Consider the following 17161-nt stretch of genomic DNA (forward strand, 5'->3'; position numbering starts at 1 on the left):
AACGCGAACGTCGGAGCGGCGTAACGACGCGCTCCACGAGAGAATGGCTCGCAGAGGCTTCGTGTCCGTGAGCCGCCGATCGCCCACTGATGAAAATCGTCGAGGCGACGCCCACATAACGAACAAGCGAGGTCATTCGTTCATGAACGCCAACGTCAAATCCGTCGACAATCCGCATCGCGCCCGCAATTATGCGCCGCTTCCCGTCACGCTCACGCGCGGCGAAGGCGCCTTTCTCTTCGATGTGAATGGTCGCCGCTATGTCGATATGATGAGCGCCTATTCCGCGGTGAGCCACGGCCATGCGCATCCGCGCATTCTCAAAGTTCTGACCGAGCAGGCGCAACGTCTCGCCGTGCCCTCGCGCGCCTATTACGACGATCGTCTCGACGCTTTTCTCACGGAATTATGCGCGCTCACCGGCCTCGATGTCGCTCTGCCGATGAACACCGGCGCCGAGGCGGTGGAAACCGCGATCAAGGCGGCGCGCCGCTACGGACGCCGCGTGCGCGGCTTGAAGAATCCCGAGATCATCGTCGCCAAGGGCAATTTCCACGGCCGCACGACGACGATCGTCGGCTTCTCGTCGGAGCCGTCCTATCGCGACGATTTCGGTCCCTATGGCGGCGGCTTCCGCGCGGTTCCCTATGGCGATCTCGCTGCGACGGAAGCGGCGATCGGACCCGATACGGTCGCCATAATGGTCGAGCCCGTGCAAGGCGAGGCGGGCGTCATCGTGCCGCCGGTCGGCTGGCTCGCGGGCCTGCGTAAGCTCTGCGACGAGCGCGGCCTGCTGCTCATCGTCGACGAGGTGCAGGCGGGCCTCGGGCGCACCGGCGCCTGGTTCGCGTTCCAGCACGAGAACATCAAGCCGGATGGCGTCATGCTCGGCAAGGCGCTCGGCGGCGGCGTGCTGCCGGTCTCGGCCTTCGTCGGCACGCGCGCGCTGATGGATATGTTCACGCCCGGCTCGCATGGCTCCACTTTCGGCGGCAACACCCTCGCCGCTGCGGTCGCGCTCGAGGCGCTGCATGTGATGCGCGACGAGAAGCTGGTGGAGCGCAGCCGCACGCTCGGCGAGCATATGCTGCGCCGTTTGCGCAATATCGACAGTGTGGCGCTGCGCGACGTGCGCGGCAAGGGACTATGGGCCGGCGCCGAGATCGATCCGCGCTACGCCACAGGCCGCGAGGTCTGCGAGCGCCTCTGCGAGAAGGGCGTGCTCTCGACGGTGACGCATCACAGCGTCGTGCGCCTGTCGCCGCCGCTCGTCATCGCGCGCGAGGATCTCGATTGGGCGCTCGATCGCTTCGAGGAGACGCTCGCCGAATTCGTCGAGCGCGCGCGTCCCGCCAAGCGCGCTCTGGCGAGCTGATCGCCTGTCATCATTGCGGCGCCGAGACGGAGTAGACGTCTCGGCGCCGTCTTCGTGCGAGACACGAAGCGAAAGGACGCAGATGACGCAGCCGCATCCTATGTTCGAAGCCGCCCGCGCGCCGCACGACGAGACGCGTCAGCACATATTGATGTGCGCGCCGGACGATTTCGACGTGCGCTATGTCATCAATCCTTGGATGGAGCATCAGATCGGCCGCACGACGCATTCGCTCGCGCGCGATCAGTGGCAAAATCTGCGCGCGCTCGTCGCGCAGAGCGCGGAGGTCGAGCTGGTCCCGCCTGCCGCGGGCCTGCCCGATATGGTGTTCACCGCCAACGCCGGCTTCGTGCTCGGCGACATTGCGGTCGTCAGCCGCTTCCGCGCCGAAGAGCGGCGGCCGGAGGAGCCCTTGTTTCGCGCCTTCTTCGCGGCGCGAGGGTTCCAAATCGCGCCCTGGCCCGAGTCTATTCCCTTCGAAGGCGCGGGTGACGCGCTCATCGATCGCGGGGCGGATGTCGTCTGGTGCGGCCATGGCATGCGCTCGGCCGCGGAGGCGCCCGCGGCGCTGGAGAATATCATCGGGCGGCGCGTCATCGGCTTGCGGCTCGTCGATCCGCGCTTCTATCATCTCGATACTTGCTTCTGCCCGCTCGCCGGCGGCTGGCTGATGTATTATCCGCCTGCTTTCGACGCCGCCTCGCGCGCGGCGATCGAGAAAATCGTTCCGCTCGAGAAGCGTATAGAGATCGACGAAGCGGATGCGATGCGCTTTGCTTGCAACGCCGTCGATCTCACCGAGAGCGTGGCGATGAACGACGCTTCGCCGCAGTTGCAGAAGCGCCTGCGCGACGCCGGCTTTGCGCCGGTTCTCGCGCCGCTCTCGGAATTCATGAAGGCGGGCGGCGCCGCCAAATGCCTCACGCTGAAGCTTTCAGAACGCTAGAGCGCTTCCAGCCGAAGTGGACACCGGTTCGGCGTTGGAAACGCGTCAAAACAAAAGCCTAGAGTCTTTCCGTGTTTCAATGAAACACGGAAAGACTCTAGAGTGTTTTCGAGCGAAGTGGGAACCGGTTCGCGTGAAGAAAACACGACCGAACAAGGAGATCTAGAGTCATTCCGGTTCAATCTGAACCGGAGTGACTCCAGACGGCGACGCCTCGCCCTGCGGGATCGTCATCGTGAATGTCGCGCCGGCGCCGAGCTGCGAGCGCGCCTCTATACGCCAGCCGTGCCGCTCGCACATGGATTTGCACAGAGCGAGGCCGACGCCCGTTCCCGGATATTGCGTGAAGCTGTGGAGCCGCCGCAACGGCTCGAATATGGCCTCGGCGTATTTGGGCTCGAATCCTATGCCGTCATCGACGATCGAAATGCGCAGCTCCCGCCCCGCGCGCTTCACTGAAAAGCGAATGTCGGGCGCGCGGTCCGGCTTGCGATATTTGATCGCATTGGACAGGAGATTGGCGAGGCAGCGCTCGAACTGCGGCCTGTCCGCATTCACGATCACGCCCGGCGGAACGGCGACGACGACCTTCGCTCTTGTCTGCCGAAGCAGCTCGGAAAAGTCCGAGGCGACAGCCTCGATCTCCTCGCGCACGTCGAGCGGCTGCAGTCGCGGCGGCGTCGACACTTGCCGCGAATAGGCGAGCAGCCCGTCCACCAGCTCCCGCGCCCGCAGCGCCGAGCGGCGCACAACCTCGCTCGCATGTTCGGCCTCGCGCGGCTCATGCCTGGCGAGCGAGGCGGTCATGATCTCGGCGAAGGCGGCGATCTTGCGCAGCGGCTCCTGCAGATCATGCGAGGCGATATAGGCGAAGCGCGCCAGACGCTCATTGGCGAGCTGCAGCTCGTTCGCGCGCTCGACGAGCTGACGCTCGATCTCCTTGTGATGTGAAATGTCGAAGACGGTGACGGCGACGAACAGGCGTCCGTCATCGTCATGGATCGGCGCGAGGCCGACATGCACGGGAAATTCGGCGCCGCTCTTCTTGCGGCCGCGCAGGTCCGTGTCGACGCCGAGCAGAATGCGGCGCGGGGATTGATAGTATGTCTCGCGCAAATGGGCGTCGCGCGCGCGCGCATCCTCCGGCAGCAGCATGTCGACCGTGCGGCCGACGAGCTCTTCGGCCGAATAGCCGAACATGTCCTCGGTCGCCTGATTGACGTAGAGAATATGATCATCGCTCAAGAGAAATCGCGCCGCAAAGGCGGATTCGACGATCATCTTCAGCTGTTCGGGCGTCGCATGCATGAGCGCGGACATAAGGAGTGAGCCCTCGGCTCCCCTATATGGGCAAGCGCCTCACGCAGAGCGAGTGGGGTGCGGCTTTTGGCCGTCGATCAGCGCCTTCAACGCATCCAGATCGATCGGCTTGACGAGGTGGCGGTCGAATCCCGCCGCCTCGCAGAGACGGCGCACATCGTCGCCGCCGGCGCCGGTCGAGGCGAGCAAAAGAATGTCGCGGCCCTCCGGCAGCGCGCGCAGCTCGCGCGCGGTCTCATAGCCGTCCTTGCCGGGAAGGCCGAGATCGAGCAGAGCGACGTCCGGCTTGAAGCTCTGCGTCGCCTCGAGCGCGCGCAATCCGTCGCTCGCGACGCAGACCTCGTAATTCTCGAGGCGCAGCAGCTCGGCCATGGCCTCGCAGACGGCGGCGTCGTCGTCGACGATCAAAACCTTGCGCCGCGTCGTCTTCGCGTCCGGCGCGGCGGAGCGCGCGCCGTCCAGCACATCGCGGACCTTGCGCGCCAGACGATCGATCGAATAGGGCTTGACGATGAGCTCGACGCCCGGATCGAGCACGCCATTATGGACGACGGCGTTGGGCGTATAGCCGGTGGTGAAGAGAATCTTCAGATCGGGCCGCCGCTTCCATGCCTCCTCGGCGAGCTTGCGGCCATTGGTGTCGGGCATCACCACATCAGTGAAGAGCACTGAGATATTCGGGTTCACCTCGAGCTGGCGCAGCGCGGCGGCGGCGCTCTCGGCGGCGAGCACATTATAGCCGAGCTCCTCGAGCGTGTCGGCGGTGAGCTCGCGCACGCGCACATCGTCCTCGACGATGAGGATCGTCTCGCTCTTCTCGCTGCGCGGCGCGGAGCGCGTCTGGGTGACGGCGGCGGTCGCCACCATCGTCGAGCCGTGATGGCGGGGCAGATAGAGCTTGATCGTCGTGCCGAGCCCCTGCTCCGAATAGATGCGGACATGGCCGCCCGATTGCCGCACGAAGCCATAGACCTGGCTAAGGCCGAGCCCGGTGCCGCGTCCGGCGGGCTTGGTGGTGAAGAAAGGATCGAATGCGCGCGCGACAGTTTCGCGGTTCATGCCGGTTCCGGTGTCGGTGACGGCGATCAGCACATATTGGCCGGGCGGTATGCCGATCTCGCGCGCGGAATATTCTTCGTCGAGATAGGCGTTGCTCGTCTCTATCGTGAGCTTGCCGCCCTGGGGCATGGCGTCGCGCGCGTTGAGCGCGAGATTGAGGATCGTCGTCTCGAGCTGGCTCGGATCGGCGAAGGCGCGCCACAGGCCGCCGGCGAACACCGCTTCGAGGCGCACATCCTCGCCGAGCGTGCGGCGAAGCATCTCGGCCATGGACGAGACCATCTTATTGGGGTCGATCGGCTCGGGCGCGAGCGGCTGGCGCCGCGAGAAGGCGAGCAGGCGATGCGTCAGCGTCGCCGCATGCTCGGCGCCTTCGAGCGCGCCGTCGAGATAGCGCAGCGTCTCCGCCGGATCGGTCGCGAGCCGCCGCTTGGCGAGATTGACGCTGCCGATGACGACGGCGAGCATATTGTTGAAATCATGCGCGAGGCCGCCGGTCAGCTGGCCGATCGCCTCCATTTTCTGCGATTGCCGCAATTGCTCGGCGAGCTGCTCGCGCTGCGCCGCTTCGGTGGAAAGCGCCGCATTGACGTCGCGCAGCTCCGATTGCGCGGCGGCGATCTCGTCGAGCCGGCTGCGCAGCAGGCCGATCGTCGCCGCGCCGATGAGAATGGTAATGGAGATGGCGAGCGCCGCGCCCGCGCGCAGCAGCGAGCCGTTCTTCTCCACGATGCGCGATTGCGCGTCGATCCTCTGCTGCTGATGCGCGGATTTGGCGTCGAGGCCGGAGCGCAGGCGCTCCATGCTCTCCTTGCCGGCGCCCTCACGCAATATGGCCACGGCGTCGTCATGCTTTCCCGCGGCCTGCAGCTCCACCGTATGGCGCAACTCGGCGAGCTTGGCAGTCGCCAGCGCGCGCAACGCCTCCAGCGTGTTGCGTCCTTCGCCGGGCTCGGTCGCGCTGGTCAGGACGTCGAAATCCGCGTCGACCCGCTTCGTCGCGGCGTCGAGCGGGGCGAGATAGGCCAGGTCATTGGTCAGCAGATAGCCACGTTGCGCCGATTCCGCCCCCTGGAGGTGATCGAGGATGCGGTGCTGGATCTGCCTTTCGCCGATGAGCTGTCGCACGTCGCGATAATCGGTCGCCTGCTTGCCGACGAAAGCGAAGGCGGCGAACAGCGACGCCGCCAGAACGGCGAAGCCCGCGTAGAGAAACGAAGACGTGTCGATGAATTTGCTGCGCATGAACATCCTCTCGGCGCAATAGCGGAGTCATCCGCTCGGCGCGAGCGGCCTGTTCTCGTTCGGCTCGAAATGCGTCTGGAGCCGCCGGGGGCTGGTCGCGCCTCGGCGAAATTCCCAAATCTCGCGGTTGGCCTGCGGCCGGATCGCCGCTAGCCTGCCCGCCCTACGGGCTCCTCTTCTCTCCTCATGGCCATGCACCTGTCGCACCTTTTTCATCCGGCGGTTTCGGCATGGTTCGCCGATCATTTCCGCAACGCGACGCCGGCGCAAGCGGAAGCTTGGCCGCAGATCAAATCCGGCTGCAATATACTGATCGCAGCTCCCACCGGCTCCGGCAAGACGCTCGCCGCCTTTCTCGCGGCGATCGACGATCTCATCCGCCAGGGTCTCGCCGGGACGCTGCGGGACGAGACGCGAATCGTCTATGTGTCTCCGCTCAAAGCGCTTTCCAACGATGTGAGCCGCAATCTCGAGGCCCCGCTCGCCGGCGTGCGCGAAAAGCTACGACTTTCCGACCTGCCCGATGTCGACATTCGCGTGCTGGTGCGCACCGGCGACACGCCCACCGCCGAGCGCGCGCGAATGCGCAAGCGCCCGCCGCATATTCTCGTGACCACGCCCGAATCGCTCTATGTGCTGCTCGGCTCCGAATCGGGCCGCAAGGCGCTCTCGACGACGCGCGCGATCATCGTGGACGAGATCCACGCCGTCGCGCCCAATAAGCGCGGGGCGCATCTTTCGCTCTCGCTGGAGCGGCTCGCGGCGCTCTGCGGCGACGGATTGCAGCGCATCGGCCTCTCCGCCACGCAGAACCCGATCGCTTCTGTGGCGCATTTCCTCGTCGGCGCGGGCTCGAACGCCGCGCCGGCGCGCGAGCCGGCAATCGTCGATTCCGGCCATCACCGCGCCCGCGATCTCGCCATAGAGGTTCCCGGCGCGCCGCTCGAAGCGGTGATGTCGGCGGAGGTCTGGCGCCAAGTCTATGACCGGCTCGCCGAGCTGATCGCCGAGCATCGCACGACTCTGGTCTTCGTGAACACACGCCGCTTGGCCGAGCGCATCGCCCGCGAATTGTCGGATCGCCTCGGCGAGGCGGCCGTCACCTCGCATCACGGCAGCATGGCGAAGGAGCATCGCCTGCTCGCCGAGCAAAGGCTGAAACGCGGCGAGTTGAAAGCCCTGGTCGCGACCGCCTCGCTGGAGCTCGGCATCGATATTGGCGATGTGACGCTCGTCTGCCAGATCGCCTCGCCGCGCTCCATAGCGAGCTTTCTGCAGCGCGTCGGGCGGTCCGGCCATGTCGTCGGCGGCCTGCCCAAGGGGCGGCTGTTTCCCTTGTCGCGCGACGATCTCGTCGAATGCGCGGCGCTGCTCGACAGCGTGCGGCGCGGCGAATTGGACCGGCTCACCATTCCGCATCGCCCGCTCGATGTGCTCGCCCAACAGATCGTCGCCGAGGTCGCGGCGCAGGAATGGGGCGAGGCCGAGCTCTATGAGCGTTTCAAGCGCGCCTGGCCCTATCGCGCATTGGAGCGCGCCGAGTTCGACGATGTGGTGAAGATGCTCGCCGAGGGCTATGCGACGCGGCGCGGACGGCGCGGCGCGCTGCTGCATCACGATGCGGTGAATCACATTCTGCGCGAGCGGCGCGGCGCGCGCATGACGGCGCTCACCTCCGGCGGCGCCATCCCCGAGACCGCCGATTATCAAGTGCTGCTGGAGCCGGAGAATCACATCGTCGGCACGGTGCATGAGGATTTCGCCGTCGAGAGCATGGCGGGCGATATTTTCCAGCTCGGCAACGCCTCCTATCGCGTGCAACGCGTCGAGCGCGGGACCTTGCGCGTCGAGGATGCGCAGGGTCAGCCGCCGACCATTCCCTTCTGGCTCGGCGAGGCGCCGGCGCGCGCCGATGAGCTGTCCTTCTCCGTCTCGCGTCTGCGCGGCGAGATCGCCGAGCGGCTGCGCAGGGACTCGGGCGGCGGCGAGGCGCAGCGCTGGCTGATGGAAGAGGTGGGCGTCGCGCCGCCCGCCGCGGAGCAACTGGTCGAATATCTTTCCGGCGCGCTCGGCGCCTTCGGCGGCGTGCTGCCGACACAGGACACTCTGGTGCTGGAGCGATTCTTCGACGAGGCCGGCGGCATGCAGCTCGTCGTGCATTCGCCCTTCGGCGGGCGCATCAATCGCGCCTTTGGCCTCGCGCTGCGCAAACGCTTCTGCCGCAAGTTCAACTTCGAGCTACAGGCGGCGGCCACCGAGGACAATATCCTGCTCTCGCTCACCACGGCGCATAGTTTCGAGCTCGCCGAGGTCGCGCATTATCTTCATTCCAACAGCGTGCGCGGCGTGCTGGTGCAGGCGATGCTCACCGCGCCCATGTTCATGACGCGCTGGCGCTGGACGGCAGGAATCTCGCTCGCCCTGCCGCGCTTCCAGGGCGGCAGGAAGACGCCGCCGCAATTTCTGCGCATGCAGGCGGAGGATCTGGTCGCCGCAGTGTTTCCCGATCAGATCGCCTGCGCCGAAAATCTCGCCGGCGAGCGCGAGGTTCCCGACCATCCGCTGACCAATCAGACCATATGGGACTGCCTGCACGAGGCGATGGACATAGACGGGCTCGAGCGCCTGCTGCGGCGGATGGAGTCGGGAGAGGTGCTCGTCGTCGCCTGCGATCTGACCCAGCCGTCCCCGCTGGCGCTGGAGGTGCTCTCCGCGCGGCCTTACGCCTTCCTCGACGACGCGCCGCTCGAGGAGCGCCGCGCGCAGGCGGTGATGGCGCGCCGCTGGCAGGACCCGCAGAGCGCCTCCGATCTCGGCCGGCTGGACGAGGAGGCGATCGAGCGCGTGAAGTCGGAAGCCTGGCCCGAGCCCATCGACCCGGAGGAGTTGCATGACGCTCTGCTCTGGATCGGTTGCGTCACAGAGGCGGAGGTCGCCGCCGCGCCGGACTGGGCCGGCTGGCTCGAGGCGCTGGCGAAGCAAAAGCGCGCGACGCGTTTCGAGACCGGCCAGGCGGCGTTCTGGGTCGCGGCGGAGCGGCTGACGCAATTTCATGCCCTCTGGCCCAAGGCGCGGCTGGCGCCGAAGATTTCGCCGCCCGAGGGCGAAGCGCCGGCGCTATGGTCCGCCGAGCAGGCGCTGATCGAGATTTTGCGCGGCCGGCTCGAGGGGCTGGGTCCGGTCACGCAGACGGGGCTCGCCGCAGCGCTCGGCTTCGAGCCCGCGAGCCTTGCGACCGCGCTCGTCGCGCTGGAGGCGGAAGGCACGATCATGCGCGGGCGCTTCCTGCCCGGGGCCAATGACGAGCAATGGTGCGACCGCCGCCTGCTGGCGCGCATCCACCACTATACGATCAAGCGTCTGCGCGCCGAGATCGAGCCGGTGGCGGCGCGCGACTTCCTGCGCTTTCTCTTCGATTGGCAGCATGTCGCCGAGGACGCCCGGCTGAAAGGGCCGGAGGCGCTGCCCGCCGCTCTCTCCGGCCTCGAGGGATATGAAGCGCCGGCAGGCGCCTGGGAGACGGAAATTCTCCCCGCCCGACTCTCCGATTACGAAACAGGCTATCTCGACTCGCTCTGCCTCTCCGGCCGCATCGCCTGGGCGCGGCTGACTCCGCCCGCCGCCGCCAAGGGCGCCCGCGCCGTCTCGCCGATCAAAAGCTCGCCGGTCGCCCTTTTGGAGCGGCGACGGCTCGGCGATTGGACCGCTATCGCCACGCCCACCGAGCCGCCGGCGCTGAGCGGCCGCGCGCAATTGGCGCTCGAAACGCTGCGCGCTGAGGGGGCGCTGTTCTTCGAGGAACTGGTCGACGCCTCGCGCCTGCTGCGCTCGGAGCTGGAGACGGCGCTGGGCGAGCTGGCCGCGCTCGGCCTCGTCACTTCGGATAGTTTCGGCGGGCTGCGCGCGCTGCTCGTGCCCTCCGAGAAGCGCAAGCCTTTCGACGGCGCGCGGCGGCGCGGCAAGGTGCTCGCCTTCGGCATGGAGAGCGCCGGCCGCTGGTCGCTGATCCGCCGCGCCTATGCGGCGCCGGGCTCGCAAGCGCGTCACGCTTGCGTAGAGCACATCGCGCAGGCGCTGCTGCGCCGCTACGGCGTCGTCTTCTGGCGGCTGCTGGCGCGCGAAGGCGGCTGGCTGCCGCCCTGGCGCGATCTCCTGCGCGTCTATCGACGGCTCGAGGCGCGCGGCGAAATTCGCGGCGGGCGTTTCGTCGCCGGCTTTTCCGGCGAGCAATATGCGCTGCCGGACGCCGTCGGCCTGCTGCGCGAGATTCGCCGCCGGCCGGCCGACGGGCAATATGTGTCGCTGTCGGCGGCCGATCCGCTCAATCTCATCGGCGTGCTGACTCCGGGCGGCAAGCTCGCCGCGCTCACCGGCAATCGCCTGCTGTTTCGCGATGGATTGCCGATCGCCGCGCTCGCGGGCGGCAAAATCGAGTTTTTGGCCAATGTCGACGAAGCGACGCGATGGGAGGCGGAAAAGCGCCTCATCCGCTCGGCGGCGCGGGGGCAGCTCGCCGATCTGGCGTGACTCAGCCGGCCTTCTCGCCGTAGCGCAGCACCTGCACTTTCTCGAGCGTGACCAGCCCGCTGGTCATCATCGCATCGAGAATGGGGAGAAAGGCGTCGATCTTCTCCTGCGCGTCGACGATCTCTACGACGAGCGGCAGATCGTTGGAGAGGCGCAGGATCTTCGTCGTGTGCAATCGGCTGTTGTGGCCGAAGCCCATGGGGCCGCGCAGCACGGTCGCGCCGGCCAGATGCAGCTCGCGGGCTTTCAGCACGATCGCCTCATGGAGCAAGCGTCCGTCGAATTTGGCGTTCTCGCCGGTGAAAATTCGAAGCAGCGTCGCGTCTCGAGGCAGTTGCATGTCACGCTCCTTTCAGCGCGTTGAGATGAGCGGCGGCGATATGTCCGAGCCAGACGGCGAATAGGCAGAGCCCGAGCGAAAGGCCGATATTGGCCAGCGCCGCGAAAGCCTCGCCGCTGCGCATGAGATTGAGCGTCTGCAGGCCGAAGGAGGAGAAGGTCGTATAGCCGCCGCAAAGGCCGATCATGACGAATTGCCGCGTCTCGGAATCGATGAAGAGCCGGCCGTCCTCCGGCGCAGTGAGGGTGGCGAAAAAGCCGATCGCGAAACAGCCGGAGGCGTTCACCATCAGCGTGCCCCAGGGGAAGGTCTCGCCGAAACATCGGGCGACGACTCCCGAGAGCCAATAGCGCGCGACGCCGCCGATCGCGCTGCCGATCATGATGAGAACATAGATCATCGCTGGCCTATTTGCGGGTGGGAGCTTCGCGCGAGGCCGTCTGCGGCCTAGCGCGTCATGAGCCTTATTGGGGCGTCTCTTTGCTCGCTTCCTCGAGATGCTCCAACGCTTCCTTCGCCTGCCTGGTCGCGGCTTCGGCGTGGTTCGCCTGCCCCTCCTCTATCGCCGCCTTTATATGGACGATCGCCTCGGCCATGTGAGGATTGGGCTTGAACTTCTGAAGCCCTTCGGCTTTCTCGAGCGCGAGATCGGCGTGATAGGAGAGCAGGCCGGCGTCATGGAGCTTGCCGCCCTGAGTGATCGCCTCGTTGACGTGATAGATCGCCTGCTGCAGCCGGTCGTCGGCATGAGCGAGATTCGCCCCGACGAGCGCGGCCAGGCCGAGGCTCGCGGCGAGCCCCCATTTGCGTATGTCCATTTCATTCCTCCTTTTTCGACCGAAGCCTTCTCGGTCGGCGCTTTTGGATTCGATTTCTCGTTATCGGCCGCGCTTTGTCCGTCGTGGCCGATCGATGCGGTCACTCGAATCTCGTTTGGTGGGCCGTGACCGCTCGGTCGAGGGCTCGCGTCGGCGGGCGACGAAGATCGATCGAAAGCGCGGCCGCGGCGACGCGCGCGCTTTCGTCGAAACGGATGTGTGCAACGAGAAAAACCGCGGACTGCATCATGGCCGGCTCCTGCCGAGCGAATAAATCGCTCTTTCCGACGATCGGTCGATCATCGGACTTCAGCAGGAGTTATCAGCCTTTGCGGCGGTTGGAGGGGGACCCCATCCCCCGGTCGCGCGCCCTGAAGCGGCGACCTATGCGCGATTCGTAGCTAAGCGATGAGACAGCGTCAAGGAGGCGATGGGAGTGGAGATGGAGTGCAGGCCAGGGCTCGGCTCGGGGGAACAAGAAAAACGCTGGAAAAGACGCTTTTACCTCCTCCCTCGAGGGCTTCGAGGGAGGAGGGTCGGACGGCGAAGCCATCCAGGGTGGGGTTTCAACGAGAAAGACTCGGCGGAATCGCTCCCTTGGGCGCTCGACCTCCTCCTCGAGGGGGAGGCGCAAACGCCTCATCCGCCGCGCTGATCTCGCTCATCCGATCACCCGGACTTTTGGTCCACGGCGCTGGGCTCTCAGCGGTCGCCCCTCAGATAGAACAGGCGCGAGCCGAAGCGGGCGACGATTGGATCGCCGCCGCAAAGGGATTCCGGCGGCTCGCCCCGCGCCGCGCGACGATCCGAGCGGCGTCCCTCGCGCGCGAAGGACAGCACCACGCCCGGCTCGCGCAAGGCCCCGCCCGTGGCGGCCCGGCCCCGGTGGGCGTCGACATAATGGCCGAGCAATGCGGCCTCGAAGGCCGCCTCGCGCTCGGCGGCGTGTGGACGAGCGACGAGACCGGCCTCGGGATGCGCGGTGAGCAGCAGCCGGAGCACGATCAGCAGATCGGCCGCCCGCGCCGTCACGCCGAGATCGAGGAAGCCGCGCAGATCGGCGACGATCATCGCGCGCACGGCGCAGAGGCCGCGATGGCCATTGAGCAGATAGCTCTCGAGGAGCGCGTCATGCTCGGGAGAGGGGATGGAGCCCAGCACCAGCTCGTTGGAAGCCAGGCCCGCCTGGGCCGCGCATTGCGACACGGTAATCATGAGGAGCTCCTTACGCGTTACGCAAACTCGTTACAGTTCGATCGACGAGGCGATCAGCCGACGGCGAACGCCGGGCTGTCGGCGAATGGATGAAGGGATCGGCAAAGCGGATCGGCAAAAACCGGAACCCGAAAGAAACGCCTCAAATTTATCGATTGATTGCGGAGATAAAATTGATCGATCGAGGTCATATGCGCCTAATCTCCCTGGTCGGCCGGCTCACAGCAGGCCGCGCTGGTCCGTCAATACTTGTTGTCGGCCGAATCCAAAATTAGGACATGTACTTATGCGCCGCGCGAGGGCGCCAGCCTATGATTAAAATCATTATATTTCAATGCATTGTGACGGAGGCCGGACGACGATTCCGTGACGGATTTCTGCAGTCTCTCGCGAAAGAATAGAAAACTCTACTCGTTTTCTGGCCTGAAATACTATAAATCTATTCAAATTCTATCCATTTTCGGTCGCCGCACGGCTCCGGCGACGCTAGAGCGCCATCCGATCCAATCGGACCGGATGGCGCTCTCGCCTTCTTTCGTTGGAGCGAATTCTGATCGATCGAACGGTCCCGTTCGATCGGAAAGCGCTCTGTGCGTCTCGCCTCTCAGCGACGGGACGCGGACGCGCCCCATATCTCCCAGGCGGCATAGGCGACGAGCGCGCCGCCGACCAGCAGATGGACGAGAAGCGCCCGCGTGTCCGGCCAGAAGCCGAGAATCCAGGGCGAGACCAGCAGCCAGACGCCGACGATGAAATATTCGGGCGTCTCGCTGTCGTCGATCTCGGCGAAGGCGACGGCCGAGAGCAGCAGGAGAATGGCCGCAGAGAAGCTCGTCGCCAGCGTCGCCATCCAGCTCGTGTAATGGAGAATCCAGGGTGCGAGCAGCAGGATTGCGGCGATGGCGAGGCTGCCCCAATCGGGTGTGTGTGTGATGCGCTGAATCGACATGATGCGCCCTCCCGCTCGCCCCAGCCTCTGAACGATGAGCGGCGGATATGGCGTCGGCGGCTCCGCCTTCAAGCGCTCGCTCAGACGGGGCTGCCGAGATCGGCGATGACGGCGCCGAGGAAGCGCGCCGCCTCGCCGCCAGTGACGACGCGATGATCGAAAGTGAGGCTCAGCGGCAACATGCGCCGCGCCACGGGCCGGCCGTCGTCATCGGCGACGATCGCGCGGCGAATGCGGCCGGCGCCGAGAATGGCGACCGTCGGCGGCAGCACGATGGGCGCGGCGTAGCGCCCCGCGATCATGCCGAAATTGGAGAGGGTGATGGTCGCGCCGCGCAACTCCTCCGGCGGAATGCGGCGCGCGTCAATATCGGCGCGCATCTTGTTCAGCCCGGCGCGCAGATCCGCCGGATCGCGCTCCGCGACATTGCGCAGCACGGGCACGAACAGTCCGCCCTCGGCCGAGTCGACGGCGATGCCGAGATCGATCTTGGCGAGCACGCGCCGCGCCAGCGCATGGGATTCGAACCAGGCGTTGAGCCCCGGCTCGACGCGGCATCCGGCGACGAGCGCGCGCACGAGGCGCAGCGTCGTATCCGTTTCTTGCGGCCAAGCGTCTATGTCGGCGTCGTCGACGACGGTCGCCGCGGCGACCTCGGCCTGAGCCAGCGCCATATTCTGCGCCATGGCGCGACGAAAGCCGCGGAGCGGCTCGGCGGGCGCGGCCTCCGACAATATGCGCGCCACGCGCTGCACATCGCCTGAGGTGATGACGCCATCGGCGCCGGATGGCGTCACCATTGTGAGATCGACATCGAGCCGTCGCGCCAGCGCGCGCACCGCTGGCGTCGCGCGAAGGCCGGCGCCATTGCGCCCGAGCGGCGCTGCGCCTTCCTGCAGCACGCGGCCGCTCGTCTCCATGGCGCCGACGACGGTTCCTTTGTCCTCTTTCGCAATTTCCGCCTCCGCCTCGCCGGCGAAAGCGATGAGCGGACCGCCGATGCGGATGATCTCGCCGGCCTGCGCAAACAGCTTCTCGATACGGCCCGCTTGTGGCGAAGGGATTTCGACGACCGCCTTGGCGGTCTCGACGGAGACGAGCGGCTGGTCGACAGCGACCTCCTCGCCGGGCGCGACATGCCATTGCACCAACTCGGCCTCTTGCAGTCCTTCGCCGAGATCGGGAAGCTTGAAGACGCTCATGCCGCCTCCATCGTCTTGCGCACGGCGTCGGCGATGCGCGCGACGCTCGGCAGATATTGTCCCTCGAGCCGCGCCAACGGCATGACCACGTCATAGCCGGTGACGCGCCGCACGGGCGCCAGCAGCGTATAGAGCCCGCGCTCGGCGAGGATCGCCGCGATCTCGGCGCCGAAGCCGGCGGTGCGCGCGGCCTCCTGCACGATGACGCAACGGCCGGTCTTTTCCACCGAGCGCAGTATGGTCTCCGCATCGAGCGGCTTCAGCGTCGCGACGTCTATGACCTCGCAATCGACGCCCTCATTGCCGAGACTCTCGGCGGCCGCGAGCGCTTCGTGCAGCATGCCGCCCCAGGCGACGAGCGTGACGTCGCGCCCCTCGCGCGAGACGAAGCATGTGTCGAGCGGCAGGCTCTCGCCGTCGTCGATCACCTCTTGCTTGAACAGGCGATAGAGCCGCGTCGGCTCGAGGAAGACGACCGGATCTGGATCGCGAATGGCGGCGAGCAGCAGGCCATAGGCGCGCGAAGGCGAAGACGGAATGACGACGCGAAGGCCCGGCGTATGCGCGAACATCGCCTCGGGGCTTTCCGAGTGATGCTCGGGCGCATGAATGCCAGCGCCATTGGGCGCGCGCAGCACCATGGGGCAGGTGAGCCTGCCGCGCGTGCGATTGCGCAGGCGCGAGGCGTGATTGATGAGCTGATCCATCGCCGGATAGATGAAGCCGCTGAATTGAATCTCCATCACCGGCTTCAGCCCCATCGCCGCCATGCCGACGGCGACGCCGGCGATGGCCGCCTCGGCGAGCGGCGTGTCGATGACGCGCGCCGAGCCGAAGCGCTGCTGCAAGCCGAGCGTCGCGCGGAACACGCCGCCATTGACGCCTATGTCCTCGCCGAGAAGCAGCACGGCGGGATCATGCTCGAGCGCATGCGCCAGCGCGCGATTGACGGCTTCGACGAGAGTGAGCTCAGCCATGGCCGCCATCCTTCGGAGCGAAGCGCTGCGCCTCTTCATATTGATCGCGCATCGACTCGGGCAGGCGCGCGAAGAGGTGATCGAACATGGCCGAGAAATTCTGCGGCGGCGTCGCCAGATAGGCAGCGACCGCGCGCTCGACCTCCTCGGCGCAGTCTTTCGCGAGGCGCTTCTCCTGCTCCTCGCTCCACAGGCGCCGCGCGCCGAGATATTTGCGTAGCCGTCCGATCGGCTCCTTCTCCGCCTCGCGCCGCACGATCTCGGAATCGCGATAGCGCGTCGCGTCATCGGCCGTCGTATGATCGCCGAGCCTGTAGCTCAGCGCCTCGATGAGCGTCGGTCCGCCGCCGTCGCGCGCCTTCTCTATGGCGAGGCTCGCGATGTGACGCATGGCGATCACATCATTGCCGTCGACCTGATATCCTTCGACGCCGGCCGCCACCGCCTTTTGCGCGAGCGTCACCGTGGCCGATTCGAGCGCGCGCGGCGTCGAGATCGCCCATTGATTATTATTGATGACGACGACGAGCGGAACGCGCCAGACGCCGGCCATGTTCAAGGCCGAATAGAAATCGCCGGTCGAGGCGCCGCCGTCGCCGAGGATCGTCACGGCGACGCGCTTCTCGTCGTGCAATTTGAAAGCATAGGCCGCGCCTGCCGCATGTGCGACCTGCGTGCCGACAGGAACGCAGATCGGAAAATCGCAGCGCGGAACGGCGTAATCGCTGCCGCGCTCGTCGCCGCCCCAATAGACGAGATTTTCCGCCATGGTCATGCCGCGCAGCAATTGCGCGCCATGGTCGCGATAGGAGGGCGCGAGCACATCCTCTCTGCGCATGGCGGAGCCGACGCCGACGCCGATCGCCTCCTGCCCCAGCGCGGAAGCGAAAGTGCCGAGCTTGCCGGTGCGCTGCAGAGCGATGGCTTTGCCGTCATAAGCGCGCGTACGCGCCATGGCGCGATAGAGATCGAGCAAAAGCTCCGCCTCTATCGCTTCGCGCGGCGTCGAAGGGTCGAGCTCGCCTTCGGCAGAGAGAAAACGAAAAAAGTCGATCTGGAAGGAGACGCCAATGCCCATGGGCCTGCCTCGAGCTTCGTCAGAGTGAGGTAAGGCGCCGCATCGCGTTTTTCATCGCCTTAGGGGATTTTTTTGCTGCGAAACGCCGCGCGCGCTTGAATGCGAGTCCG

The 17161-nt window shown here is 66.3% G+C and carries 13 protein-coding genes and 1 riboswitch; of the genes, 3 read left to right on the forward strand and 10 right to left on the reverse strand.

Going from position 1 to position 17161, the window contains the following annotated elements; all coding sequences use genetic code 11:
- Positions 1-142: 142 nt before the first annotated feature.
- Both rocD and AC6IY7_RS09470 read left to right on the forward strand, forming a co-directional pair.
- Complete coding sequence (gene rocD / locus AC6IY7_RS09465) at positions 143-1375, forward strand: ornithine--oxo-acid transaminase (RefSeq protein ID WP_497778706.1); 1233 nt, start codon at positions 143-145, stop codon at positions 1373-1375.
- An 82-nt stretch (positions 1376-1457) separates the two neighbouring features.
- Complete coding sequence (locus AC6IY7_RS09470; RefSeq protein WP_497778707.1) at positions 1458-2321, forward strand: dimethylarginine dimethylaminohydrolase family protein; 864 nt, start codon at positions 1458-1460, stop codon at positions 2319-2321.
- A 168-nt stretch (positions 2322-2489) separates the two neighbouring features.
- Here AC6IY7_RS09470 and AC6IY7_RS09475 read toward each other — a convergent pair whose 3' ends face one another.
- Together AC6IY7_RS09475 and AC6IY7_RS09480 are read right to left on the reverse strand one after the other, a co-directional pair.
- Positions 2490-3641, reverse strand: coding sequence for a sensor histidine kinase (locus AC6IY7_RS09475; RefSeq protein WP_497778708.1), 1152 nt, complete (start codon positions 3639-3641; stop codon positions 2490-2492).
- Between the two features lie 39 nt (positions 3642-3680).
- Positions 3681-5945: a response regulator gene (locus AC6IY7_RS09480; protein WP_497778709.1), complete on the reverse strand. Its 2265-nt coding sequence runs from the start codon at positions 5943-5945 to the stop codon at positions 3681-3683.
- A gap of 186 nt (positions 5946-6131) precedes the next feature.
- Here AC6IY7_RS09480 and AC6IY7_RS09485 point away from each other — a divergent pair, with 186 nt between their 5' ends.
- On the forward strand, positions 6132-10472 hold the full coding sequence (locus AC6IY7_RS09485; RefSeq protein ID WP_497778710.1) for a DEAD/DEAH box helicase: 4341 nt from the start codon (positions 6132-6134) through the stop codon (positions 10470-10472).
- Position 10473: 1 nt separating this feature from the next.
- Here AC6IY7_RS09485 and AC6IY7_RS09490 read toward each other — a convergent pair whose 3' ends face one another.
- From AC6IY7_RS09490 to pdhA, 8 genes are all read right to left on the reverse strand, one after another.
- Positions 10474-10812: a DUF190 domain-containing protein gene (locus AC6IY7_RS09490; RefSeq protein WP_497778711.1), complete on the reverse strand. Its 339-nt coding sequence runs from the start codon at positions 10810-10812 to the stop codon at positions 10474-10476.
- Between the two features lies 1 nt (position 10813).
- Complete coding sequence (gene crcB, locus AC6IY7_RS09495) at positions 10814-11212, reverse strand: fluoride efflux transporter CrcB (protein WP_497778712.1); 399 nt, start codon at positions 11210-11212, stop codon at positions 10814-10816.
- A gap of 64 nt (positions 11213-11276) precedes the next feature.
- Entirely contained in the window at positions 11277-11630 is a 354-nt protein-coding gene (gene smbP, locus AC6IY7_RS09500; RefSeq protein WP_497778713.1) for a small metal-binding protein SmbP, read from the reverse strand.
- 306 nt (positions 11631-11936) lie between these two features.
- Positions 11937-11998, reverse strand: a riboswitch (Fluoride riboswitch).
- Positions 11999-12332: 334 nt separating this feature from the next.
- Positions 12333-12845 carry a hypothetical protein gene (locus tag AC6IY7_RS09505; protein ID WP_497778714.1) on the reverse strand — a complete coding sequence of 171 codons (513 nt, stop codon included), beginning with the start codon at positions 12843-12845 and terminating at the stop codon, positions 12333-12335.
- Between the two features lie 604 nt (positions 12846-13449).
- On the reverse strand, positions 13450-13794 hold the full coding sequence (locus AC6IY7_RS09510; protein WP_497778715.1) for an SPW repeat protein: 345 nt from the start codon (positions 13792-13794) through the stop codon (positions 13450-13452).
- An 80-nt stretch (positions 13795-13874) separates the two neighbouring features.
- Positions 13875-14996: a dihydrolipoamide acetyltransferase family protein gene (locus AC6IY7_RS09515; protein WP_497778716.1), complete on the reverse strand. Its 1122-nt coding sequence runs from the start codon at positions 14994-14996 to the stop codon at positions 13875-13877.
- Complete coding sequence (locus AC6IY7_RS09520; protein ID WP_497778717.1) at positions 14993-15973, reverse strand: alpha-ketoacid dehydrogenase subunit beta; 981 nt, start codon at positions 15971-15973, stop codon at positions 14993-14995. Before AC6IY7_RS09520 ends, AC6IY7_RS09515 begins: the two co-directional genes overlap by 4 nt.
- Entirely contained in the window at positions 15966-17051 is a 1086-nt protein-coding gene (pdhA, locus tag AC6IY7_RS09525; RefSeq protein ID WP_497778718.1) for a pyruvate dehydrogenase (acetyl-transferring) E1 component subunit alpha, read from the reverse strand. The genes AC6IY7_RS09520 and pdhA overlap by 8 nt, the downstream gene beginning before the upstream one ends.
- Positions 17052-17161 lie beyond the last annotated feature (110 nt).

The sequence above is a fragment of the Methylosinus sp. is20ea genome (genome assembly GCF_059718135.1).

Bases quoted from the DNA above. Each gene is read 5' to 3' on its own strand.
- rocD (WP_497778706.1), top strand. From the start codon at position 143: ATGAACGCCAACGTCAAATCCGTCGACAATCCGCATCGCGCCCGCAAT.
- AC6IY7_RS09470 (WP_497778707.1), top strand. From the start codon at position 1,458: ATGACGCAGCCGCATCCTATGTTCGAAGCCGCCCGCGCGCCGCACGAC.
- AC6IY7_RS09475 (WP_497778708.1), bottom strand. From the start codon at position 3,641: ATGTCCGCGCTCATGCATGCGACGCCCGAACAGCTGAAGATGATCGTC.
- AC6IY7_RS09480 (WP_497778709.1), bottom strand. From the start codon at position 5,945: ATGCGCAGCAAATTCATCGACACGTCTTCGTTTCTCTACGCGGGCTTC.
- AC6IY7_RS09485 (WP_497778710.1), top strand. From the start codon at position 6,132: ATGGCCATGCACCTGTCGCACCTTTTTCATCCGGCGGTTTCGGCATGG.
- AC6IY7_RS09490 (WP_497778711.1), bottom strand. From the start codon at position 10,812: ATGCAACTGCCTCGAGACGCGACGCTGCTTCGAATTTTCACCGGCGAG.
- crcB (WP_497778712.1), bottom strand. From the start codon at position 11,212: ATGATCTATGTTCTCATCATGATCGGCAGCGCGATCGGCGGCGTCGCG.
- smbP (WP_497778713.1), bottom strand. From the start codon at position 11,630: ATGGACATACGCAAATGGGGGCTCGCCGCGAGCCTCGGCCTGGCCGCG.
- AC6IY7_RS09505 (WP_497778714.1), bottom strand. From the start codon at position 12,845: ATGATTACCGTGTCGCAATGCGCGGCCCAGGCGGGCCTGGCTTCCAAC.
- AC6IY7_RS09510 (WP_497778715.1), bottom strand. From the start codon at position 13,794: ATGTCGATTCAGCGCATCACACACACACCCGATTGGGGCAGCCTCGCC.
- AC6IY7_RS09515 (WP_497778716.1), bottom strand. From the start codon at position 14,996: ATGAGCGTCTTCAAGCTTCCCGATCTCGGCGAAGGACTGCAAGAGGCC.
- AC6IY7_RS09520 (WP_497778717.1), bottom strand. From the start codon at position 15,973: ATGGCTGAGCTCACTCTCGTCGAAGCCGTCAATCGCGCGCTGGCGCAT.
- pdhA (WP_497778718.1), bottom strand. From the start codon at position 17,051: ATGGGCATTGGCGTCTCCTTCCAGATCGACTTTTTTCGTTTTCTCTCT.